General features: G+C 68.7%; 19 protein-coding genes, 1 tRNA gene and 1 other RNA gene. 10 read left to right on the top strand and 11 right to left on the bottom strand.

Translation table 11 applies throughout. The features are described from left to right. Positions 1 to 32: 32 nt before the first annotated feature. On the top strand, positions 33 to 1,286 hold the full coding sequence (gene tgt, locus NF4_RS01985) for a tRNA guanosine(34) transglycosylase Tgt (RefSeq protein WP_063125574.1): 1,254 nt from the start codon (positions 33 to 35) through the stop codon (positions 1,284 to 1,286). Positions 1,287 to 1,691: 405 nt separating this feature from the next. On the opposite strand, the gene NF4_RS01980 is transcribed toward tgt, so the two are convergent. Next, the gene (locus NF4_RS01980; protein ID WP_084532783.1) at positions 1,692 to 2,465 is read right to left on the bottom strand and encodes a queuosine precursor transporter; all 774 of its coding nucleotides are present in this window, start codon (positions 2,463 to 2,465) and stop codon (positions 1,692 to 1,694) included. A gap of 37 nt (positions 2,466 to 2,502) precedes the next feature. Between NF4_RS01980 and NF4_RS01975 the strand changes: the two genes are divergently transcribed. Next, the gene (locus tag NF4_RS01975; RefSeq protein ID WP_063125572.1) at positions 2,503 to 3,027 is read left to right on the top strand and encodes a DUF4190 domain-containing protein; all 525 of its coding nucleotides are present in this window, start codon (positions 2,503 to 2,505) and stop codon (positions 3,025 to 3,027) included. A gap of 12 nt (positions 3,028 to 3,039) precedes the next feature. Here NF4_RS01975 and NF4_RS01970 read toward each other — a convergent pair whose 3' ends face one another. The 3 genes from NF4_RS01970 to NF4_RS01960 are packed head-to-tail and all read right to left on the bottom strand — an operon-like array spanning position 3,040 to position 5,313. Then, entirely contained in the window at positions 3,040 to 3,771 is a 732-nt protein-coding gene (locus NF4_RS01970) for an RDD family protein (RefSeq protein ID WP_063814475.1), read from the bottom strand. A gap of 46 nt (positions 3,772 to 3,817) precedes the next feature. Then, a complete protein-coding gene (gene gluQRS, locus NF4_RS01965) occupies positions 3,818 to 4,765 on the bottom strand; it encodes a tRNA glutamyl-Q(34) synthetase GluQRS (RefSeq protein ID WP_439956719.1) in 948 nt (315 codons plus the stop codon). Continuing rightward, on the bottom strand, positions 4,762 to 5,313 hold the full coding sequence (locus NF4_RS01960) for a DUF309 domain-containing protein (protein ID WP_063125570.1): 552 nt from the start codon (positions 5,311 to 5,313) through the stop codon (positions 4,762 to 4,764). Before NF4_RS01960 ends, gluQRS begins: the two co-directional genes overlap by 4 nt. 450 nt (positions 5,314 to 5,763) lie before the next feature. On the opposite strand from NF4_RS01960, the gene NF4_RS01955 reads away from it, so the two are divergent. Further along, positions 5,764 to 5,961 carry a DUF397 domain-containing protein gene (locus NF4_RS01955; protein ID WP_063125730.1) on the top strand — a complete coding sequence of 66 codons (198 nt, stop codon included), beginning with the start codon at positions 5,764 to 5,766 and terminating at the stop codon, positions 5,959 to 5,961. Positions 5,962 to 6,070: 109 nt separating this feature from the next. Then, the gene (locus tag NF4_RS01950) at positions 6,071 to 7,414 is read left to right on the top strand and encodes a wax ester/triacylglycerol synthase domain-containing protein (RefSeq protein ID WP_157119884.1); all 1,344 of its coding nucleotides are present in this window, start codon (positions 6,071 to 6,073) and stop codon (positions 7,412 to 7,414) included. 25 nt (positions 7,415 to 7,439) lie between these two features. Here NF4_RS01950 and NF4_RS01945 read toward each other — a convergent pair whose 3' ends face one another. Next, positions 7,440 to 8,177 carry a hypothetical protein gene (locus NF4_RS01945; protein ID WP_157119882.1) on the bottom strand — a complete coding sequence of 246 codons (738 nt, stop codon included), beginning with the start codon at positions 8,175 to 8,177 and terminating at the stop codon, positions 7,440 to 7,442. Between the two features lie 145 nt (positions 8,178 to 8,322). Between NF4_RS01945 and NF4_RS01940 the strand changes: the two genes are divergently transcribed. After that, positions 8,323 to 8,411 (top strand) — tRNA-Ser (locus NF4_RS01940). A gap of 42 nt (positions 8,412 to 8,453) precedes the next feature. Here the strand turns inward: NF4_RS01940 and NF4_RS01935 are convergent. Beyond that, positions 8,454 to 9,569, bottom strand: coding sequence for a hypothetical protein (locus NF4_RS01935; RefSeq protein ID WP_157119880.1), 1,116 nt, complete (start codon positions 9,567 to 9,569; stop codon positions 8,454 to 8,456). 144 nt (positions 9,570 to 9,713) lie between these two features. Between NF4_RS01935 and ffs the strand changes: the two genes are divergently transcribed. Then, positions 9,714 to 9,808, top strand: an RNA gene (gene ffs / locus NF4_RS01930) — signal recognition particle sRNA small type. A gap of 251 nt (positions 9,809 to 10,059) precedes the next feature. Continuing rightward, complete coding sequence (locus NF4_RS01925; protein ID WP_063125566.1) at positions 10,060 to 11,346, top strand: aspartate aminotransferase type Ic; 1,287 nt, start codon at positions 10,060 to 10,062, stop codon at positions 11,344 to 11,346. Between the two features lie 18 nt (positions 11,347 to 11,364). Here NF4_RS01925 and NF4_RS01920 read toward each other — a convergent pair whose 3' ends face one another. Beyond that, positions 11,365 to 12,171, bottom strand: coding sequence for a methyltransferase domain-containing protein (locus NF4_RS01920; protein ID WP_063125565.1), 807 nt, complete (start codon positions 12,169 to 12,171; stop codon positions 11,365 to 11,367). 183 nt (positions 12,172 to 12,354) lie between these two features. On the opposite strand from NF4_RS01920, the gene NF4_RS01915 reads away from it, so the two are divergent. Continuing rightward, the gene (locus NF4_RS01915) at positions 12,355 to 12,927 is read left to right on the top strand and encodes an HhH-GPD-type base excision DNA repair protein (protein ID WP_063125729.1); all 573 of its coding nucleotides are present in this window, start codon (positions 12,355 to 12,357) and stop codon (positions 12,925 to 12,927) included. Positions 12,928 to 12,951: 24 nt separating this feature from the next. On the opposite strand, the gene NF4_RS01910 is transcribed toward NF4_RS01915, so the two are convergent. From NF4_RS01910 to NF4_RS01900, 3 genes are all read right to left on the bottom strand, one after another. Further along, the gene (locus NF4_RS01910) at positions 12,952 to 13,656 is read right to left on the bottom strand and encodes an ESX secretion-associated protein EspG (protein ID WP_063125564.1); all 705 of its coding nucleotides are present in this window, start codon (positions 13,654 to 13,656) and stop codon (positions 12,952 to 12,954) included. Beyond that, positions 13,656 to 15,431 carry a hypothetical protein gene (locus NF4_RS38410; RefSeq protein WP_063814474.1) on the bottom strand — a complete coding sequence of 592 codons (1,776 nt, stop codon included), beginning with the start codon at positions 15,429 to 15,431 and terminating at the stop codon, positions 13,656 to 13,658. The genes NF4_RS01910 and NF4_RS38410 overlap by 1 nt, the downstream gene beginning before the upstream one ends. 104 nt (positions 15,432 to 15,535) lie before the next feature. Next, positions 15,536 to 15,910, bottom strand: coding sequence for a hypothetical protein (locus NF4_RS01900; RefSeq protein WP_063125563.1), 375 nt, complete (start codon positions 15,908 to 15,910; stop codon positions 15,536 to 15,538). 688 nt (positions 15,911 to 16,598) lie between these two features. On the opposite strand from NF4_RS01900, the gene NF4_RS01895 reads away from it, so the two are divergent. After that, entirely contained in the window at positions 16,599 to 17,876 is a 1,278-nt protein-coding gene (locus tag NF4_RS01895) for an ROK family protein (protein WP_084532780.1), read from the top strand. 54 nt (positions 17,877 to 17,930) lie between these two features. Here NF4_RS01895 and NF4_RS01890 read toward each other — a convergent pair whose 3' ends face one another. Next, the gene (locus NF4_RS01890; protein WP_063125561.1) at positions 17,931 to 19,538 is read right to left on the bottom strand and encodes a DUF2207 family protein; all 1,608 of its coding nucleotides are present in this window, start codon (positions 19,536 to 19,538) and stop codon (positions 17,931 to 17,933) included. A 314-nt stretch (positions 19,539 to 19,852) separates the two neighbouring features. On the opposite strand from NF4_RS01890, the gene NF4_RS01885 reads away from it, so the two are divergent. Then, a complete protein-coding gene (locus tag NF4_RS01885; protein ID WP_232330272.1) occupies positions 19,853 to 20,752 on the top strand; it encodes a neutral zinc metallopeptidase in 900 nt (299 codons plus the stop codon).

The following is a 20,752-nucleotide window of genomic DNA, read 5'->3' as shown; positions in this document are numbered from 1 at the left end:
TCGCTCATGCCCGATGGGCGCTGCCTGAGAGGATGACCGCCGTGTCGGATGGCGTCGGATTCTCGTTCAGTGTCGGTACCCGCCTCGAGGGGCGGCACGGCCGCACCGGGGTGCTGCGGACCCCGCACGGAACCGTCGCGACCCCCGCCTTCGTCCCGGTGGGCACCAAGGCGACCGTGAAGGCGGTCCTGCCGGAGGCGATGAAGGAACTCGGGGCGCAGGCGCTGCTGGCCAACGCCTACCACCTGTACCTGCAGCCCGGCCCGGATATCGTCGACGAGGCCGGGGGCCTGGCGGCCTTCATGAACTGGCCGGGCCCCACCTTCACCGACAGCGGCGGGTTCCAGGTGATGTCGCTGGGGGTGGGGTTCAAGAAGGTCCTGGCCATGGAGACCGTCGATGTGCGCAGCGACGACGTCATCGCCAAGGGCAAGGAACGCCTGGCGACCGTGGACGACGAGGGGGTGACCTTCCGGTCGCATCTGAACGGGTCGAAGCATCGCTTCACCCCCGAGGTGTCGATGGGGATCCAGCATCAGCTGGGCGCGGACATCATGTTCGCCTTCGACGAGCTCACCACGTTGATGAACACCCGCGGGTACCAGGAGAAATCGGTGCGGCGCACGCACGACTGGGCGCAGCGGTGCATCGACGAGCACGAGCGGCTCACCGCCGAGCGAACACACCGGCCCTATCAGGCGCTTTTCGCGGTGGTGCAGGGTGCGCAGTACGAGGACCTGCGGCGCAAGGCTTCCCGGGAACTGGCCGAGATCCGTGGTGCCGCGGGAAGCGGTTTCGACGGATACGGGATCGGCGGGGCACTGGAGAAGCACAATCTCGGGACCATCGTCGGCTGGTGCTGCGACGAACTACCCGAGGACAAGCCCCGCCATATGCTGGGCATCAGCGAACCCGAGGATATGTTCGCCGCGATCGAAGCCGGCGCGGACACCTTCGACTGCGTGAATCCGTCCCGGGTGGGCCGCAACGGCGGAATCTATGTGGAGGCCGGCCGGTTCAATATCGACACTCTCCGCTTCAAACGGGATTTCACGCCCATCGACGAGACCTGCGACTGCTACACCTGCGCGAACTACACCCGCGCCTATATCCACCACCTGTTCAAAGCCAAGGAGATGCTGGCCTCCACGCTGTGCACGATCCACAACGAGCGTTTCACCATCCGCCTCGTGGACCGTATCCGGGCCAGTATCGACGGAGGTTACTTCGACGAGTACCGGGCCGAAGCGCTCGGCCGCTGGCAGGGCCGGATCACCGCACCGTGATCTTGGCGTCGCCTCCGGCGCCGCGGGGTCGGGGCCCTGTGACCCCGATTCTTCCCTCCTCCACTCAGTCGCTGCGCTCCCTCGCTCCGTCAGTCCAGAATCGGGGGCGGGCCCCGACCACGAACGCAGACTTTCCGGAGTAGGCGGAAGGTGGATGTTGTCGTGCGCCTGGACCGGCCTGGGGAGGTTCACGACTCTGTCAGTGCTCAAAGGTCGCCGATCTCTGGACGGCCGACTGCACGCGCTCCTTCGCTCCGTCGGTCCAGAGTCGGGGCGGGCTCCGACCATGAATGCCGACCATCGGGAGTAGACAAGAGGTGGGTGCGGGCGTGCCGAATGGCGGCTGCCGAGTGTGGACCGGAGTGTGTTGTGCCCGGCGCGGTGGCCGGGCACAACAGGTCCGGGTCAGGAGCGCAGCGGGGCGGCGTCGCTCGGGGCGTAGGTCGGTTCGTGTTTCTTCAGCAGCGCGATCACCTGGTAGGTCACCGGCAGGACCAGCACCTCGCAGAGCGTTTTCCACAGGAACCCGATGATCACATAGTTGACGAACTGTCCCCAGCTGTCGATACCGATGGCCGTGGCGGCGATCGAACAGAAGATCAGCGTATCGGCGAGTTCGCCGACCACCGTCGAGCCGATCAGCCGCGCCCACAGATATTTCTCCCGGGTCCGTTCTTTGATCAGTACCAGCGTCGCGGAGTTGAGCAGCTGACCGACCATATAACCGGCCAGACCGGCCGCCACCAATTGCGGTGTGGTGCCGATGACGCTGCGGAAGGCCTCCTGATTCTCGTAGAACACCGCGGCGGGCAGCCGGATCGCGATGGCGAAGCAGATAACAGTCAGCAGCAGTGCGGCGAAACCATAGAAGACAGCGTGCCGGGTGGCGCGGAATCCGTAGACCTCGCTGAGCACGTCACCGACGATGTAGGCGAGGGGGAACAGGAAGAACGCGGCATCGGTGGTGATCGGCAGGATCTCCAGCGGTCCGAGGGTCAGCGAACTGTCGGCGAAGAACTGCACCCCCTTGGTCGCGCAGATATTGGAGACGATGAGTGTTGCGGTGAACAGGACGACGATCGGTGTGTAGTACCCCCGCGCCACCTGTGCGTGGGCCGCATGCGCGGGCGCGGGGTGTCCAGACTTGCCGGGTAAGGGGGTTTTGTTCGAATCTTCCACCCGACTATCCAATCAAACTCTCGAATAGGCTGTAGTCATGACGAACCCCGGTGAATCCGACGAGTGGTGGAAGCAGTACGGGGGGTCGGGCGTTTCGTCGGACCCCGCTGCCGGGCAGCATCCGTCCGAACCTTCCAGTTATCCGTCGGCACCGCAGTACCCTTCCACCCCGGCCGCGGCCTCCACACCGCCGCCCGGACAACCGTCGTACGCGACCCCGCCGCCCGCGGCCCCCTACCCCGGGACGCCGTCCTACTCGCCCTACGGTGCGCCGGGGGCCGGATATCCGGCGGGCTACCAGCCCTACGGTTATCCGGCCAACCGCGGTACGAACGGCCTGGCCATCGCGTCGCTGGTCACCTCGCTGGCCGGTTTCGCGACCTGCGGCGCCACCTCGATCGTCGGGATCATCCTCGGCGTCATCTCGCTCAACCAGATCCGCGACAGCGGCCAGGAGGGCCGCGGGATGGCGCTCGCCGGTATCTGGATCGGGGTGGGCCTGATCGCCCTGGGACTCATCTGGTTCGTGGTGATGATCGTCGCGAGCGCCGCGGGGGCCTGACCCGCCGGGTACTCAGGCCGCGATGACCTGGGTACCGCCCGCGAGTTTGTCGTTCCAGCCCTGCCGGTTCGGGTTCTTGTCGAGAGTGGCGGCCGTGTAGAGCATGAGCGCGGCTCCGGCCACCCAGCCGACACAGGGCACGATCAGCACCGCCAGGAAGATATTGCGTTTCAGCGAGAGCAGCGGCGGGACGGTGGGTGCCCCGTCCGGTGCCACGACCTTGAGGCCCAGGATCTTCTTGCCCAGAGTGGCGCCGGTCTTCCACTCCATGAGCACGTAGTACACCAGCGTGACCGCGAAGATGATCGCGTAGCTGACCGCCGGTCCGGTGAGACCGGTCAGGTTCGGCATGAGGACGAAGTTCAGCAGCAGGGCCAGCGGGAGCGCGATGATGAGGTTGTCGATCAGGCGGGCCGCGAATCGTGGCCACAGGTTGCCGGGGACGCCGAACGCGGGCTGATGGTGCCCGTACTGCTGTCCGCCGTACTGTGCTTCCGGAAACACCGTCTGCTGGTAGCGGGGAGCGGGCTGGGCCGGAGGGGCGGCCGGGGGCTGCTGACCGTAGGGCTGTGGCTGTCCGGCCGGCGGGTTGTAGTGCGGCGGCTGGGGAGCGTACGGGTCCGGCTGTGGCGCATATCGGCCCGGCTGAGGAGCGTACTGCCCGGGCGGCGGGTACTGCGGGGGCTGCCCGTACGGCTGCCCGGCCTGGGGGTGGTTGCTGGGGTCGTACCCGCCACTGGTCATCTCGCCTGCCTGAACTCGAAATCCGAAGATCTGGTCGCAGGCCAGGTTACGGACAGCGGCCCGCGACCACCAAGCTGTCGGGGTCGAGCACCCAGGGGTCGCGGGGGAGCCGGGCCGGGTCGAATCCGGGGAGCAGTTCGGCCGCGCTGTGGCCCGCCAGGCCGAGCGAGGCGGCGAGCCTGCCCACCACCCGGTCGACGGTTTCCCCGCGCGCGAGCCGATCGGCCAGTGTGACCGCACCGTCGCGTTTGGCCAGCCGCGTGCCCTCGGTGTTGAGCACCAGCGGAACATGCGCGTACTCGGGTACCGGCAGTCCGAGCAGGGTGGCGAGGTAGGCCTGCCGGGGTGTGGACGGAAGCAGATCGTCGCCGCGTACCACCTGATCCACCCCCTGTTCGGCATCGTCGACCACGACTGTCAGGTTGTAGGCGGGTATTCCGTCGCCGCGGCGCAGCACCAGATCGTCGACCGGGCCCCGGTACCGGCCGTGCAGGCGATCGATGATCTCGAATTCCGTACGGGCCGAACGCAGCCGCAACGCGGCGGGCCGGCCGGCCGCGCGGCGCTGCGCGCGTTCGGCAGGGGAGAGGTCACGGCAGGTGCCGGGGTAGGCGCCCAGCGGTCCGTGTGGCGCGGTGACGGCCTGCTGGATTTCCTTTCGGGTGCAGAAGCATTCGTAGGTCAGTCCGGCGGAGGTGAGCCGGTCCACGGCCGCGGCGTAGTGGTCGAGGCGGTCGGACTGGTGGGTCACCGGTCCGTCCCAATCGAGGCCGACGGCCCGCAGGTCGGCGAGCTGGCGTTCCTCGGCACCGGGCCGCACCCGGTCCAGATCGTCCACCCGCAGCACGAACCGGCGGCCGGTGCCGCGGGCGAAGAGCCAGGCCAGGAGGGCGGTGCGCAGGTTGCCCAGGTGCAGATCCCCCGACGGGCTGGGCGCGTACCGCCCCGCGGGCGCGGCGGACGTGGTGGACGTGGTGGACGGCATCGGGGTCATGCCATGTCTCGGCGCAGCCGGGGCATCAGCCCGGACGGATCGATATCCGGTGGCGCGGGGCGTTGGTGTCCGGCGGCGACGTCGTTGTTTCCCGGGTCGGCCGCCAGGTCGGTCAGCAGGGCCTCGGCGTGGGCGATGAGGCCCGGTCCGTCGAGGTCGTAGGGGAGTTCTCCCGGTGGGTACCCGGCGGCGGCCGGATCGAAGGCCCGGATCCGCCCGACAGCGCGTTCCAGCAGCGTACGTGCGCCTTTCGGGTTCCCGCGCTGGATATGGGTGAGGCCGACCGCGTACTGCGCGAGACCCTGCCACAGCATGCGTTCGGCCTCTGGGCCGTTTTTCCAGACCGACTCCAGTACTTCGTGCGCGTTGAAGGCCAGCCCCTGATCCAGCAGCTGCTGGGCGTAGTCGAGGGCTGCGGCGGGCGCGAGGCTCAGGTCGTCGGGTATCCGCGGTACGCCGGGGCTTCCCGGCGGCAGCGGGCGCCCCAGTCGGTCCCGGGGCCTGGCGTTGGTGGCGCGCCCCTGTTCGTCTCGATCGCGTTCGGGCATGCCGCCATCATCCCGCCGGGGCACGATCGCCGATGCGGTAGGGGTATTGACAAATGGTAATCGGGTTATCGCATAAGAATCACTGGGCTATTAGTGCACCCGCCCGGTTTTTTGGAGCAAAGTCATCCTTATAAGTCTGCAATTACACAGCAATACGGCATCTTAGCGGTGTTGCCAAATATATTGGCCCAGTTGGAAAGACGGCGGCAAATCCGGTGTGAACCTGCTAGTGTTCGGGGAGCGGGGCCCCCTCACATGGGGTTTTGGTCACCGCGTCAGATGTGTTCGCGGAAGTGTGAGTCCAATACTGGCAAACCGGATATTTGCTCGCTATCTGCGCGTGCATCCGCGTATTCGGTGGTATCCACCGGATACCAGCTAGTCAGGAACTATGCAGGATCGAATATCATTATCGACGCAGCGAAGGAGTGCAGTGCCGTGAAGGTGGATATGACGGGTGCTGTGTGGCGGAAGAGTTCATACAGCGGCCCGGACGGGAACTGCGTGGAGGTGGCATTTCTCGTAGACGGCAACGTGGCGGTCCGTGATACGAAGGATCACGGCAGTGGGCCGGTGCTGGCCTTCGCGCCGGGCGAGTGGGCCGAATTCCTGTCCGGAGTATCGGCAGCGGACTTCCACGGCGCCTGACGGTTTTCGCGATATCAGGCAAGGCGGCCCCGGACCCGTTGGGTCCGGGGTCTTTGCGTGCGCGCACCACGGACGGGTCACGCCCGGCGGCATCCATTAGGGTCGGCCGGTGATACCGCTGGCACCCCCGGACGCGACCATGTACTGGCTTTCCCGGCGCACTCGCAACGACCAGTTCCTCCTCTACTGTTTCGCCGAATCCACCTGGGAGAACAGCCGACTGCGCGATGCGGTGGTCCAGCGGTGCGCCGCGATACCCGAGCTGCGGGTCAGGTTGTGCCCGGACCCCACCGGACTGTCCTACCCGGTATGGGTTCCCGCCGACCCCGAACCGGACCAGTACGTGACGCACCGGCTCGACCGGCCGCACTGGCCCGACCTGCTCGCGGTTCTGGGACGGCTGCTGGGCACCGGAGTCGATGCCGCCCGGCATCCATGGCGGCTGCACATCTTCCGCGGTATCCGGGAGAGTCCGGCGCCCGATCCGGAGGTGACCGTGGTGGTGCTGCAGATATCGCACGCACTGGTCGACGGCCGTGGCGCGTCCCGAATTGCCCGGGCCCTGTTCGCCGCCGACCCCGGCACCGCAACGACGCCGGGCACGCGCCCGCTGTCGCGTGCCCGGATGGCGGTGCGCGCGGGTCGCGGGGCGCTGGCCCTGCCACCGGGTATCGCGCGGACCTTCCGGCGCGGACTCGCCGCCGGCCGGGCCCGGACCGAACTCGCGGAACTCACCGCGGCCGGGCGGGTGCCCCCGGCCGCGCCGGGATACCCACCGGGCGCCCTCAATGTGCCGGGCGAGGTCACCGGTCATTCGGTGCGGATGCTGGTCTGGCGGGCGGAGGACTTCCGGATGCCCGGCCGCAGCGTCACAGTGGCGGGCCTGACGGCCATCTCGTTCGCGCTCCAGCGGTATCTGCGCGAGCGCGGTGCGGACGCTGCTGCCCTGGGCGCTCAGGTGCCGATGGCGATACCGCCCCGGCCCGGGGTCCGCAACAACTACCGCAGCCTCGGCGTCGATCTGGCGATCGGCGAGGACGACCCGGCGCGGCGTGCCGCGGCGATCGCCGCGGATCTGGCCGCCCGGCGGGAACGGGCCGTCCATCCGCTGCTCGGTGCGCAGGACGCGGTGACCGCGGTTCTCCCGCCGCTGCTACTGCGGCGCGACGTACGTAATTACCCGATCGATCTCGTGCCGGAGCGGATCACCGGTCACACCGTCGTCTCCAGCGTCGACCGCGGCCCGGCCGATCTCCGTTTCGGTGCGGCCCCGGTCCGGTTCACCGGCGGCTTTCCCGCGCTCGGTACCGTGATGCATCTCACGCACGGTATCCACGGGATGGGGGACACCGTCACCCTCTCCCTGCACGCCGACCCGGCGGTCGTCCCGGACCTCGACGACTATGCCGAACACCTGCGTGCGGCATTGTGGGATGTGCGTGGCGCCGGTTGAGCGGGGGCGACCGCGCGCCGATCGCTCAGTTCGGTTCGATGTCCAGCTCCTCGCGGGTGGCGCCGATGAGTTCGCGTTCGGCCACCCGGACCTCGCCGAGCAACTGGTTCTTGTGGTCGCGTGCGGCGCGGATCTCCTCGGCCGGGGCATCCTGCAGTTTCTTGCGCTGTAGCGTGAGCGCGGCCAGCAGCGCGTCGGAGAGGGTATCGGCCAGCCGGCGCCACTGTTTGTAGTGCTGATCCGAGCCGACCAGGCGCAACACATTCGCTCGCTCCGAGCCGTCCTCCAGATCGTGGATCAGATCGCCGATGAGCTCATCGGTCCACTCCTCGTCCCGCCGCAGCGCCTGGCAGAGCCGGCCGGACATGCTCAGCGTATCGGCGATCGCGGCGACCACGGTGCCGCGGCGCCAGTTCTCACCCGCCTGCCCGAGCGCCACCGCGTGCGCGGACTCGACCTGGTGATGGGCGGCGTCGAGTTGCAGCCGGGTCGTGTCGACCTGGCGTTTGGCGCTGTCGTTCTGTTGCTGGGCGGCCGCGGCCAGGGTGCGCTGAGCACGCTCGTCGGCGGCGGCGATCGCATCCCGGTTCGTCCGGTTGTTGACCAGTACCGCGATCACCGCCACGCCGCCGAGGACCAGCGAACCGAGCAGTGGCAGCCACGACTGCCACCAAGCCGGGGAACTCTGAACGACTTCGATCACCTGGGGATCCACGGCGCCCATCATGGCACCGTCGGCGCGAGCAGGCGCGACGGCCGTCACAATTAGGTGATCAGCGCGGCAAACTGCTGGATATCTTGCTGGATAACGGGATTCGTGCTATGAGACCGGTCGGTGTGCCGGGGTCCGGACCGGGTATGAGCGGGCGTTTTCACGATGCGCCGGGGTGCCAGGTATGCTGCTCGGCGGAGGATTCGCCTAGTGGCCTATGGCGCTCGCCTGGAACGCGGGTTGGGTTAACAGCCCTCGCGGGTTCGAATCCCGCATCCTCCGCCACCGAATCCGCCGGTAGCAGTCCTGCTACCGGCGGATTTGTTTTCATTTGCGCAGTTCGTCGAGCACTTTGCGGACTTGGTCCCGGCATATCCGGTCCACCGTCGACCGATCCACCACACCGTCGTAGGTGATGTACATGTTCACCTTGACCGAGACATTGCTGTCCTTGGCCGCGACCGTGTAGTCCAGGGTCTGGAACGACGAGTAGTCGTTGATCTGGGACGAGTAGTAGGCGTCCTCGCCCAGTCCGGTCACCGCGCCGGAGGAGTAATCCGTGCCGGTGGTGGCGGTATCGGATTTCTTCCAGTCGTCGTAGCCGTACGAGCCGTATTCGCTGTCGAAGGTGACGTCGAGGCCGAGGCGGGCACTGTTGGAGTCGGTGCCCTCATTGCTGACCCGGCAGTTCAGCGATCCGCCCCCATAACTGGCCGGAGCGTCCTCCTGATGGGTGGTCTCGTCGCGGTTGGCCGCCCACTGGTCCAGGACGGAGGCGTCGACGAGGTCACAGGCGTTGGTGACGTTCTCCATGCCGTAGTCGCCGTCCGCCCCCTCGGACCCCGAGTCGGAGTTCACCAGCGCGATTCCCCCGATCCCGCAGATCAACAGGATCACGAACAGCACCACTCCGACCACGATCAGGGCCGTCTTGTTCTTCGACCGCGACCGAGCGGCCGCGGCGGCTCCGTATCCGGTGGGGCTTCCGAAACCGGACGGCCCGGACTGCCACGCGGGGCCGGGGGCCGGATACTGCGGCTGCCCGCCGGTGTACTGCTGCCCGCTCGCATACTGCGGTTGCCCGCTCGGGAACTGCTGCTGACTGCTCGGAGGCTGCTGCTCGCCGGGGTACTGATGTTGCTGTCCACTCGAGTACTGCTGCTGTCCACTCGAGTACTGCTGCTGTCCACTCGAGTACTGCTGCTGACCGCTCGAGTACTGCTGCTGCCCGCTCGGATACTGCTGCTGATCGCTCGAGTACGGCGGCGCCGCCGCGTGCGGGTTCTGATCGCCGGGGAACTGCGGGGCGGCGTTCGGGTTCACCATCGTCGGATCCGCGCCCGGGGTGCTGCCCGGCCCGGGCTCGCCCGCCCCACCGCCGGGTGTTTCCCACCACTTCGTCTGCTCCGCGCGCTCGCGCTCCGGCGGATTCTCCTCGGTCATCCTCGCCATCCCCTCGTGTGGTGAGGGAATATCCCCCTCCGACTCAGAAGAATGGTAGCGATCACGGGGCCTGCTCGTACCCGGCCCGGTGGGCGCGGTATCGGCCCCCTGCAGCGCGCAGGGTGGGTAGCCGCTACACTGGCCAACGGATCCCGCGCGGCGCGCATCCTGTGAACTCCCCCAGGGCCGGAAGGCAGCAAGGGTCAACGGGCTCTGCCGGGTGCGCGGGGTCCCCTTATTCAGCGGGGCCCTTCACTCGAGACTTACCTCAGCGCTTGCCCTCTGCCTTCTCCTGCTCCGGATGGTCCATCTCTGTGGCCGAGGCCGGTAGGGCTGCGACCCGCCCTGCCGAAGGCGGGGCAATCGAACACAGCGCGCAGACTCCCAACCCCGCCCGGTGGTGACGGGTGCCCGGGTAACGTGGCTCGGGGCGGCCGGACCCAGCGGTCGTCCGTAAGCGAGCACTCACCAGGTGGAAAGGCTGTCCACGATGCCCCGGCAAACGCAGATCGGTTTGATGAGTCCCGAGGAACTCACCGCCGAGCACGAACTCCAGTCCGCGAACTACGCGACGCTGCAGGCTGCTCAGCTCACCCTCGATCTGACCCGGGGAAAGCCCTCGCCGGAACAACTCGCCCTGTCCTCGGCGCTGCTGTCGCTGCCCGGCGACGGTGACTTCCGCGACGGCACCGGTACCGACTGCCGCAACTACGGTGGGCTGCACGGACTTCCGGAACTGCGGGCCATCTTCGGCGAACTGCTCGGTATCGGCGTCGACAATCTGATCGCGGGCAACAACGCCAGCCTGGAGTTGATGCACGACTCCATCGTCTTCGCGACCCTGTTCGGGCTACCCGATTCGCCGCGGCGGTGGGCCGACGAGCCCACCGTGAAATTCCTGTGCCCCAGCCCCGGTTACGACCGGCATTTCGCGATCACCGAATCGCTGGGCTTCGAGATGATCACCGTGCCGATGCGGCACAACGGGCCCGACACCCGGGTCGTCGCCGAGCTGCTGGCCGACGATCCGCAGATCAAGGGCTTGTGGGCGGTGCCGAACTATTCGAACCCGACCGGTGTCGTCTTCTCCGAAGACGTGGTGCGCGAACTGGTTTCGATGCCCGCCGCGGCCCCCGATTTCCGGCTGTTCTGGGACAACGCCTACGCGGTGCACCCGCTCACCGATACCGCGGCGCCGGTGCTGGATGTCCTGTCGCTGGCCGCGGCCGCCGGAAACCCGCATCGGCCACTGGTTTTCGCCTCGACCTCCAAGATCACCTTCGCCGGCTCCGGGGTCAGCTTCTTCGGCGCCTCGACCGAGAACCTGAACTGGTACCTGAGCCATGCCGGGAAGAAGAGCATCGGCCCGGACAAGGTCAATCAGCTGCGCCACCTGCGGTTCTTCACCGACGCCGCCGGGGTGCGGGCACATATGCAGAAGCATCGCGCGATCCTGGAGCCGAAGTTCGCGCTTGTCCTGCGGATTCTCGAGGAGCGGCTGGGCGCGTCGAAGGTCGCGTCCTGGACCGAACCGAAGGGCGGCTACTTCATCAGCCTCGATGTCCTCGAAGGCACCGCGGCGCGGGTGATCGAACTGGCGAAGAACGCCGGAATCGCGCTGACCGCGGCGGGTTCGGCCTTCCCGTACAAGAAGGACGTCGAGGACAAGAACATCCGGATCGCCCCCAGTTTCCCGGCGCTGCCAGAGCTCGAGCAGGCCATGGACGGCCTGGCGACCTGCGTGCTGCTGGCAGCGACCGAGAAACTACTGAAGTAGGAGCCGGAAGGCCCGGGGTCAGGCGGGTTTGCGGACGTGTACGGCGAACATGGTCACCGAGAGGTGGATATCACCGGCCGCCGCACCCCGGGCCAGATCGGCGAGTAGTTTGTCGCGTTCGGCCTCGGTGATCACTCGCCGGGCCACCGCCATGGCGGAGACCCGGCTGACCAGCGCTCCGGCCCCGACCGAACGGTCCTGGATCAGCGCCTGCGAGCCGGTGCTCTCCACCTCCAGCCCGGCCGCGGTCAGCAGACCTGCCAGCCTGCGGCCCGAGTAGGGGTTGGTCGTCGCCGAGATGAGAGTGTCCACGACCTCGCGGACCACGCGATGCTCTCCGGGGTGCACGATGGCCGATCCCCAGTCGGCATCCATCACCACGGCCCGGCCACCGGGGCGCAGTACCCGGGCGATCTCGCGCGCGGCTCGGGCGGGTGCGGTCAGATGCTGGAACACGCGTTCGCACAGCACTGCGTCGAAGGCGGCGGACCCGAACGGGATGCCGTAGGCGTCACCGGAATGGAACGTGGCCGATGAACGCGCCTCGGCGGCGCGCGCGACGGCCGCGGCGAGCAGGTTCGGATCGGGTTCGACACCCGCCGCCGAACCGGTGGGCCCGACCGCGTCGGCAAAGGTGATCACCTCCGATCCGGTACCGGAGCCGATATCGACCGCGTGCTCACCCGGCTGCAACGCCAGGGCCTCGTGTGCCCAGTCGCGTAGCCGGGTGAGTCCCGGAAGGGTGGCCTGTAGATCGCGGATATCGACCAGCTGGTCGTGGCCTGCGGCATCGAAACGGTCGGGGCGTAACCCGAAACTGTCCATGGGTCCGTGTCCATCCAGTGTGGTGGGTGGCTTTGTCGCCGTGTCTGGCATGGGGGCGAGCCTAATAGGTGCAGCTGGGGAAGCCCATCCATCATGGCCGGAGCGGACGCGGAGGTACGCACGGCGGGGAGCGGCGCGGTGTCCGTGGGATCATCGCTGGTAGTCCAGAGTGAGGAGCAGGGCATGGCGAAGTTGTGTCTGGCGCAGGAACCCGAGGCCGACGAGCTGCTCTCGGAGAGCTCACTGGCACTGCTGATCGGGATGCTCCTGGACCAGCAGTACCCGCTCGAGCACGCTTTCCGGGGCCCCAAGAAGCTCGCCGACCGGATGGGCGGACTCGATATCCAGGCGATCGCCGCCGCGGACCAGGCCGAATTCGAGGAGCTGGCCGCGACACCGCCCGCCATCCACCGCTACGGCCGGTCCATGGCCCGGCGGATCCAGGACCTCGCCCGCTACGTGATCGAACACTACGACGGGGAGGTGGCCGCGATCTGGACCGTCGGCGACCCCGACGGCCGGGAAGTACTGAAGCGGTTGAAGGCGCTGCCCGGTTACGGCGACCAGAAGGCCCGGATATTCCTGGCACTGCTCGGTAAGCAATTGGGGGTGCGGCCGGCCGGGTGGGAAGCGGCTGCCGGGGACTACGCCGAACCGGGTTCGCGGCGCTCGGCGGCCGATATCGTCGACGGCGAGACCTTGCTCGAAGTGCGTGCCTTCAAAAAGCAGATGAAGGCTGCCGCCAAGCAGAAATAACCCGCCCCCCGGCCTGCGAGCGGGTCAGTGTATCCGCGCCAGCCGGGTGAGTTCGGCGGCCAGATCGGATTCGCCGACCGGGGTCAGTGCCAGGTGGCTGCCCGCGGCGAGTAGGTAGCGTCCGTCGCCGGTGAAATCCAGCCAGGTGCGGTGTATCGGCGGCGGTGACATGGGATCCTCCGGGGTCACGGCGACCGTGAAGAACCCTCGTGCGTCGATGGGCCGGTGCAGGATCTCGCGCAGCCGTTCGGCCCGGCCGGGCTGCTGCCGGCCCGAATCCGGGCAGAGGACGGCCTCCCGTGGTTCCCGCATGGCCGGAAGGGTGCCGGCTGTGGCCGGCCCGAGCACGGTGGCGAGGTGCTTACCGATATTCCGGGCGTGGCAGGCCGTGACGCTCACCTGTCCCGAATGCGCGCGGATCACCGCGCCCCAGTTTCCGAAGGCGACGGCGAGCGCGAGGATCGGATCGGGGCGGCGCCGGTCGCCGTCGAACTCGTCGCCGAAGACAGTGACCCGGGTGACATCGGTGCGGGCGAGGAAACGCAGCGTACCGGTGAGATCGGCATCGCTGTTGGGTGGAAACCGGGAGTCCAGCCCCAGCGCGGCCCGCGCGCTCTCGGTGCCGACGGTGGCTCGGGGAGCCAGGTCTATGGGGTGGGGCCGCCGGTCGAGCCCGGTCTCGGTCTGCCAGATATGACCGAACTCGTCCGGCGTGAACACCCAATCCATCAGCGGTTCCCGTCACCCGGTCGGGTTCTGTCCGGGTCCTCGGTCCCGGTGTACTCACCGAAGACCGGCGGGACGGCGGGCGGGGTGGCGGTCAACTGCTCGTTCGGTCTGTGCAGATAGTCCGGACTGCTGCGTTCGCCATCGGGTGCGCGTGACGGCACCGGTCCGGGGGCGGGCGGCAGCGGGAATCCGCTCGGTCGCACCGTCCGGGTCCAGGGGTGTTCGGATCTCTGGTTCATCGCCGGGTCCGTCCCGGCGCCCGGGGGAGCGAGTGATTCCCGCGCCGCTTCGGTGGTCGGACGGGAGGGGACCGAGCGGGCTATCTGTTCGCTCTGGCCGGGTCGCTGGGCGGCCGCGGCGCCTGCGTCGGAACCGGTTGCGGCGGGACCGGGCTGGGGCGCGGCCGGTGTCGTCGAGCCGACCTGGCCCGGCCGGTGACCGCCGTGCGGTGCGGCGGGGGCGGTATCGGCACGGCCGGCTGTTTCTGCCGGACCCCATCCGGCCGCCGCGGGGGATCGGGGCGGTAGGGCCGCGGGAGCGGGGCTCGTATCGCCTCGGTCTGGAAACCCGGCCGCCTGCGGTACCGGGGCCGGCGCCCGGAGCGGACCCGGGGAGCCGGCGCTGTCCGCGGCGCCGCGGTCCGCGGTGGGCGCAGCGGGCAGCGCGGCCGGGGCGGTGGCGGCCGTCGCGGTGCCCGCCGAACCGGCGGTGTTGCTTCCCGGCGGGAAGTCGGACGGATTCCCCGCTGCGCCGGTAGGCCGCACCGCTGTATCGGAAGGCGGCATTGCCGTATCGAGAAGTGGCGCCGGTGTATCGGGAGGCGGCGCCGGTGTACGGGAAAGCGGCGCCGGCGCATCGGGGGAGGACTCGGATGTATCGGCAGAGGGCGCCGGTGCCATGGGAGAAGACTCGGGTGCCGCGGTCTCGGTGTCCGGCCGCGGTATTGCTGCCGGTGAACCGTCGCTTTCTCCGCCGCGTACGGCGATGGGATCGTCGGGATCCGGCTCGGTGCGGCCCGGGTCGGGATCGTCGGCCGGGGCTTTCGGGTTGTCGTCCGGCGCGGACGCCGGGCTCGCCGACTGCGGAGGGGCGACCGCCTCCTCGGACGGGGTGCGGCTGCGCTGGGACTCCGGCGACGGCGGTGCCGCGGGTGTGTTCGGCCGTGCCGGTGCCCCGGCGGGGGGTGGCTCGTCGTCCGGAGCCCCGGCCACCGGCGCGGTGAAACGGGGGACGGCGTCGCCGCTGGCCGGGATCGTCGGGTTGTAACCGAAGGTCATGGCGTCCTGGGCCTCGGCCGTCAGAGTCGCCGCGGCGGTGTTGTAGGCCGTGCGCCGCTGCGCTCCGGCAGCCGCCTCGACAGCCGGGTCCGGATCCGGCAGATAGGGGCCCGGTGGTGGCGGGATCGCCGCGCGAACGGATTCGGCGGCGGTGGAATCGGCCGAAAGCTTCTGTTCGACGACGCGGCAGACCGCGACGGCGTCGTCGCCGGCCAGTACGAACGCGGCCGCGGCCCGTGCGGCGGCCACGGCCGCGAGACCCGACCAGTCACCGGAGAACCGGGTGAGGTCGCGGGCGAATTCGTCGAAGGCCGTTTCCACCGTGGTCGCGGTGTGGCCCCAGGTATCGGCGAGACGGCTCAGTTCGGCCGGCGCCAGTTTTTCGTGTACCAGGTCCCAGATCTGCTGATGGGTGTACGCGCCGAATACTTCACGGTCGGGTACATAGGCCGGGTCTGTGCCCGCCCCCGCGGTACCCGGCTGCCCCTGCTGCGCCACTGTCGGCCCCCTTGGTTGCGCGATCCGGCGCACCGCTCCGGCGCATCGGACCGCATGGTTTCAATTTTTCTGCACCCCTGCGTAATTGGACATACTGCCGCATCTCATGCGGTATCCGCCACCGTGCGGGCGAAGGCCGCGCTGTTGGCCGCGTCGGCCTCGAGAAATAGAGCGGCGGCCGCCAGATACGCGGCCTTGTGCCGCAGCGCCGTCTGTTCGAAGGCGCTGAGGGTGTCCAGGTACTCCTGGCCCTTCGCGGCGAAACCCCGCGTCAGCGCATGGCCCGACGGCAGCTCCGGGAATCCCCGCACCTCGGTGAGGCCGACCGCGTCCACCCGTGCCTGCCGTATTCGCTCCGCGAGCCGGTCGCACGATTCGGCCAGGCCGCGCGCGGCCGCTTCGGTCATATGGAACTCTCCGGCCCGCGCCGCCTCGTACAGGCGGACGGCTGCCGATTGACCCAGATCTGGTACGGGCATCGTCTTCCCCCTTCGGACTCCCCACCGTGCGTCCGGAGCATAGCAGCGGAAAATGCCGTGTACCAGGGTCTTCGCGGTTCGTCGGGCGTGCCTTCGCGAGCGCGGGCAGCGCGGCGGACCGGATCACGCACCCGGCCGCGCCGACGGGCTCCGAGCATCCGCCGGTCTGCGGGAATATTGTCCGCCGTTGTGCGGGGAATATTCTCCGGAGAACGGCGGAGAATATTCCCCGGATGTCGACGGGAAATAACGGGTTCCGACTGCGGCCTTATTTCCCGGACGATAACGGAGAATTCGATCGGGCTACGTTTCGAATTCACCACGGTCCGGGTACGAGGCCGATACCACACTCCGGGCCGTCGAGAATGACCGTGCACTGCCGGAAGGCGGGCGATGTGGCAGTGAAAATATGGGGTCGAGCAGGGCGAACGTCCCGGCCACCGAGACGAAGATCGCCGAAACCTTGGTGTTGCGCCCGGGGAGATGTTAATTTATTTGTTATGTCTACCAGCAGCGCCGACTCACGGAAGGTCACCTATGTGACCGCCGCTCTCGGTCTGCGCCTGCCCCTCACCCGCGAGTTGTGTTGCCGCCGTTGCCGCGGTTGAGCGATTTGGATCTCCCAGCCGCCTCGGTCCAGTTGTAGGCATATCCCGTTTCGCGGGAAATATTCATCGAGGAAATTCATATGGCTGTCCGCACCGCCGAACGCACCGCGTCGCAGGCTTCCACTGTTCGTACCCGCGTTCCTCGTCCGGTCGTCGCACCTGACCTGAGGTTATCGGACAATCCCGCCGCGGCCGTGCTCCGGGCGGCCACCACCGGACCGGTATTCCGGGACAAGACCGCACGGGCCACCGGACTGAGCATCGCGACCGTCAATCGTCAGGTGTCCTCGCTGCTCACCGCCGGTCTGCTGCGTGAGCGCGCCGATCTGACCGCCTCCGGCGCGGTGGGCCGGCCCCGGGTGCCGTTCGAGGTCGATCACGACACCTTCGGAACCCTCGGTGTGCACATCGGCGCGGCGTCCACCCGGATCGTGGTCTCGGATCTGCGCGGCCGGATCCTCGGCGGCCTCACCATCGCCACCCCGCAGACCGGCCAGGAGTTCGCGGTCAAAACCGTCGCGCACAGCGCGAAATCCTTTTTGCAGCGCTGGTATCGGCGTACCCCGTTATGGGTCGGCGTCGCGATCGGCGGCCGGGTGGATCCCGGCACCGGTATCGTCGACCACCCGAAACTGGGCTGGCAGGCCGCGCCGGTGGGTGCGGTGTTCAGTGAGGTGCTCGGTCTCCCGGTGACGATCGCCCCGCACGTCGAGGCCATGGCCGCTTCGGAATTGCTGCTACCGGGCGTGAGCCAGGACGCGGCGGAGGACTCCGGCCGGGCCGCGCACGGCAGCAGCCTCTACTTCTATGTCCGGGAGACGGCCGGGATCTCGGTGACCCTGGACGGCCGGGTGCACACGCCGAGCAACGGTCCGGGTTCGATCGCGCATCTGCCCACCGGCTCCGATGTGGAATGCTCGTGCGGCCGGCGCGGCTGCTTGGAGGCGACCGTCGGTGACCGTGGGCTCCACGCGCGTGCCGTCGGACGGGGAATCATCCCCGCGCACAACGGCAAAGCCAGTTCCAGCATCGCCGACCTCTACCGGGCCGCGGCCCGCGGTTCCGACCCGGCCCGCGAACTGCTGGCGGAGCGGGCCACCGTGCTCGGCCGGACAGTGGCGCTGGTCCGGGACATGCTCAACCCCGATCGGGTGGTGCTCGGCGGGCAGGCGTTCACGACCTACCGCCCCGGGCTCGCGCATGTGGCACGCGCCTTCAACGAATCCACGATGCTGCCGCCCACGGATATCCGGGTCACCGGGTATGCCTCGAAGGTCCAGGAATTCGCGGCCGTCGTCACCTCGCTGAGCGCGCTGTACGCCGATCCGCTCGCCGCGCTGCGGCGGGTCACGGCATGAGGCGCTAGCACCCGGACGTGCCCCGTGCGGCGATCGCCGCACGGGGCTTTCACGTTATTCGGCGGGGAACAGCGATTCGATCGCGGTGATGAAATACGGGAAGTGCACGGCGAACCGATGCAGGTCGCGGTCGCCTTCGAAACCGCCGAACCAGTACAGCCCGGGATCGTCGTCGGCGGAGGGGTCGATATCGCGGAAGGTGCGGACCCAGTTGTCGGCTCGGCTCCAGACCACCATGTAGGGCAGACCGCGGGAGAACACGAGTTCGCGGTCGCCGGGCGGGATCTGCCGGCTGGTGACCTGTTCCAGACCTCGTTGCAATCCGCGGACCTGTGCGGTGAGCGTCCGGCCGAAGGCGGTGCGCACCGGCAGGAACCGCTGGGCGGCGAGCAGTGCGCCGCCGGCCAGCGCGATCGCCACACCCACCAGGGCGTGCCCGGCCAGTAGGGCGGCGAGGACGGTCACCGCGGCGCCGAGGACGATCAGGCCGCCGCCCAGCCACAGCGGGATCCGCCGGCGCACGGGGTCTATGAAGGCGCCGCGGTCGACGGCGTCGGTGACCATGGCCCGGCGCAGCGGCTCGGTGGGCAGTCGCCCGGGTGCGGCCAGTTCGGCCATCGTGACCGCGTCGGTGCCGGGCGGCAGCAGCGCGTCGTAGACCGTCCGCTCGTAGGCACGCAGCTGGTCGTCGGCCGGATTCACCCGGACCAGCCGCCACTGGGTCTCGCCGATGCGCGAGATCCACAGATAGTTGCGGACCGCGAGATCCACCACCGTGGCGGCGATATCGGTCGGGTCGGAGTGACCGTCGAGCAGGACTCCGGCCTCACCCGGCAGGATGCCGGCCGGGGAACTGAAGTGGGTGCGCCCGCCGTTGCGTACCAGCGGTTCCATCGGCTCGGCGGGGACGGACTGCCGGCGCACCCAGAAGATGTAGGCGGCCAGCGCCACGAGTGCGGCCAGCAGCAGGCCGAACGCCACGAGCACGGGCCCGGTCACGGCGAACGGTGAATCGCCGGGGCCGGTGATATCGGCGTTCGGCGGTACGGTTCCCGGCGGAATCTGCAGGGTCAGGTCGACCGATTCGCCCCTGCGCAGATTCGTCTGGTCCAGGTACATGACGCCGTCCGGCTCGATCCGGACCTGAGCGCAGGGCCGGGTGTTACCGATCGGGCCCAGCAGGCATTCCACGATGCCCATCTCGAAACTGGGGCTGATGAGCGAGGCATGGATTTCGGCGAGATCGACATTGAGCACCCCGAACCAGCGGAAGACCTGACTGCCCTCGGCATCGCTGACCGTATTGCGCACCGAATAGCGGACCGTGGTCTCCCCGGGGCCCGCGTCCACGGTGAACAGATCGTCGGCGATCGTCGCGCTGCCCGGGCCGCTGGTCTCGATGTCGGTGACCGCGAACCGGCGTTCGGAGTCCTCGCTGATCTGCACCCGCAGCGGTAGCGTCATGGTGAACCGTTCGCCGGGCGGCACGGTCACGCGCTCGGTCACTTCGAGGATGCCCTCGCGGTTCAGCGTCATATCCAGGTACAGGATCGAACCGACCGGCTCCTGGGCCCGGGCCGCCGGTGCGCTCGTCCCGAAAACGGCGAGTAACCCGGTCAGTGCGAGCAGCAGCGCGAGCGCGCCCCCCCGAAATGTGAGCATGACTCGTTACCTTAGACAGCTTGCTATCCTGCGTCAGCGGCTGTTGGTGTTCGGAGAAGGCGAGGGGGTCCGGGGGAGTGACACAACCACCTTACGGGCGCGGACCGGTACCGCCCGGCAGGCCGCCGATACCACCCGGTGGCCGGCCCCCGTACGGTCCCCCGCCCGGTGGACCGCGGCGGCCGCCCTATCCGGGGCCGCGCCCGGGTTACCCTCCCGCGCAGGGATATCCGCACCGGCCGCCGCCGGGCTATCCCCGGCAAGGCCCGATCTCCGGTTATCGTCCGATCGTCGCCCCGCCCATGCCGCCGCCGGTGCCCTATCGGGTGCCCAACGCGCCGCGGCCGCGTAGCCGCCGCAGCAGTGGCAGTACGTTGCTGGTGGTGCTCGCGCTGATCCTGGTGCTGGTCGGCGCACTGGTGCGGGGCGCGTTGAATTCCGACGGTCTGAAAGTGCTGGGCCCGCAGCCCGAGCACAGCTACGACACCGGCGAAACCGGTCCCGCCGAAACCGGGACCAATCCGCTGCTCACCGACCCGGACGCGACGCTGCTCCCCGCGAACTGCGAGTACGCGCCGTGGTCGACGGATGAGGACACGGCCCGGGCGTTCTTCGACAGCGCCGAGAAATGCCTGGAGGCGGCCTGGCAGCCGGTACTGGCGGACGCGGGCCTGCCGTTCGAGCCACCGACGGTGCTGGTGTCGGCGGATACCGAGGGCATCACCACACCGTGCACCGGTTCGACCGACAACTTCGCCGCGTTCTACTGTCCGGCCAACCGGACCATCTATATGCCGGTCAGCCAGTTGCAGACCGACTACTACCACGACAACTGGGTGGTCTACCTGTCGGTGTTCGCCCACGAATACGGGCATCACATCCAGAACATGTCCGGAATCCTGCTCGCCGCCAACAGTGCCCGGGTCGACGCGGGCGCGCGCAGTCCGGAGGGGCTCGAACTGTCGCGGCGGGTGGAGCTACAGGCCAACTGTTTCGACGGGATGTATCTGGTCTCCGCGGCCGACGGCGGGTCGCTCACCGATGACCAGATGACCGACGCGCGGACAGACGCCGATCATCGTGGTGATCAGCACGGCGATATGCGGGATCACGGTACTCCGGAGAACGGCGGGCTCTGGTTCGGGCTGGGGGTCGAACACAATCTGACCGCCGAGTGCAACACCTTCACCGCGCCGGCCGACGCGGTGAGCTGA

Origin of the sequence: Nocardia fusca NBRC 14340 (genome assembly GCF_001618425.1) — a bacterium.
In the GTDB taxonomy this organism is placed as follows: domain Bacteria; phylum Actinomycetota; class Actinomycetes; order Mycobacteriales; family Mycobacteriaceae; genus Nocardia; species Nocardia fusca.
The sequence above is the reverse complement of the archived record's forward strand: the minus strand, read 5'-3'. Positions and strand labels throughout refer to the sequence as shown.

Excerpts from the sequence above, each read along its gene's own strand:
- NF4_RS01915 (WP_063125729.1), top strand. The coding sequence starts at position 12,355 with ATGGCGAAGTTGTGTCTGGCGCAGGAACCCGAGGCCGACGAGCTGCTC.
- NF4_RS01960 (WP_063125570.1), bottom strand. The coding sequence starts at position 5,313 with ATGCCCGAACGCGATCGAGACGAACAGGGGCGCGCCACCAACGCCAGG.
- NF4_RS01970 (WP_063814475.1), bottom strand. The coding sequence starts at position 3,771 with ATGACCAGTGGCGGGTACGACCCCAGCAACCACCCCCAGGCCGGGCAG.
- NF4_RS01900 (WP_063125563.1), bottom strand. The coding sequence starts at position 15,910 with ATGCCCGTACCAGATCTGGGTCAATCGGCAGCCGTCCGCCTGTACGAG.
- NF4_RS01895 (WP_084532780.1), top strand. The coding sequence starts at position 16,599 with ATGGCTGTCCGCACCGCCGAACGCACCGCGTCGCAGGCTTCCACTGTT.
- tgt (WP_063125574.1), top strand. The coding sequence starts at position 33 with ATGACCGCCGTGTCGGATGGCGTCGGATTCTCGTTCAGTGTCGGTACC.
- gluQRS (WP_439956719.1), bottom strand. The coding sequence starts at position 4,765 with ATGACCCCGATGCCGTCCACCACGTCCACCACGTCCGCCGCGCCCGCG.
- NF4_RS01920 (WP_063125565.1), bottom strand. The coding sequence starts at position 12,171 with ATGGACAGTTTCGGGTTACGCCCCGACCGTTTCGATGCCGCAGGCCAC.
- NF4_RS01955 (WP_063125730.1), top strand. The coding sequence starts at position 5,764 with ATGACGGGTGCTGTGTGGCGGAAGAGTTCATACAGCGGCCCGGACGGG.
- NF4_RS01925 (WP_063125566.1), top strand. The coding sequence starts at position 10,060 with ATGCCCCGGCAAACGCAGATCGGTTTGATGAGTCCCGAGGAACTCACC.
- NF4_RS01975 (WP_063125572.1), top strand. The coding sequence starts at position 2,503 with ATGACGAACCCCGGTGAATCCGACGAGTGGTGGAAGCAGTACGGGGGG.
- NF4_RS01910 (WP_063125564.1), bottom strand. The coding sequence starts at position 13,656 with ATGGATTGGGTGTTCACGCCGGACGAGTTCGGTCATATCTGGCAGACC.
- NF4_RS01935 (WP_157119880.1), bottom strand. The coding sequence starts at position 9,569 with ATGACCGAGGAGAATCCGCCGGAGCGCGAGCGCGCGGAGCAGACGAAG.
- NF4_RS01890 (WP_063125561.1), bottom strand. The coding sequence starts at position 19,538 with ATGCTCACATTTCGGGGGGGCGCGCTCGCGCTGCTGCTCGCACTGACC.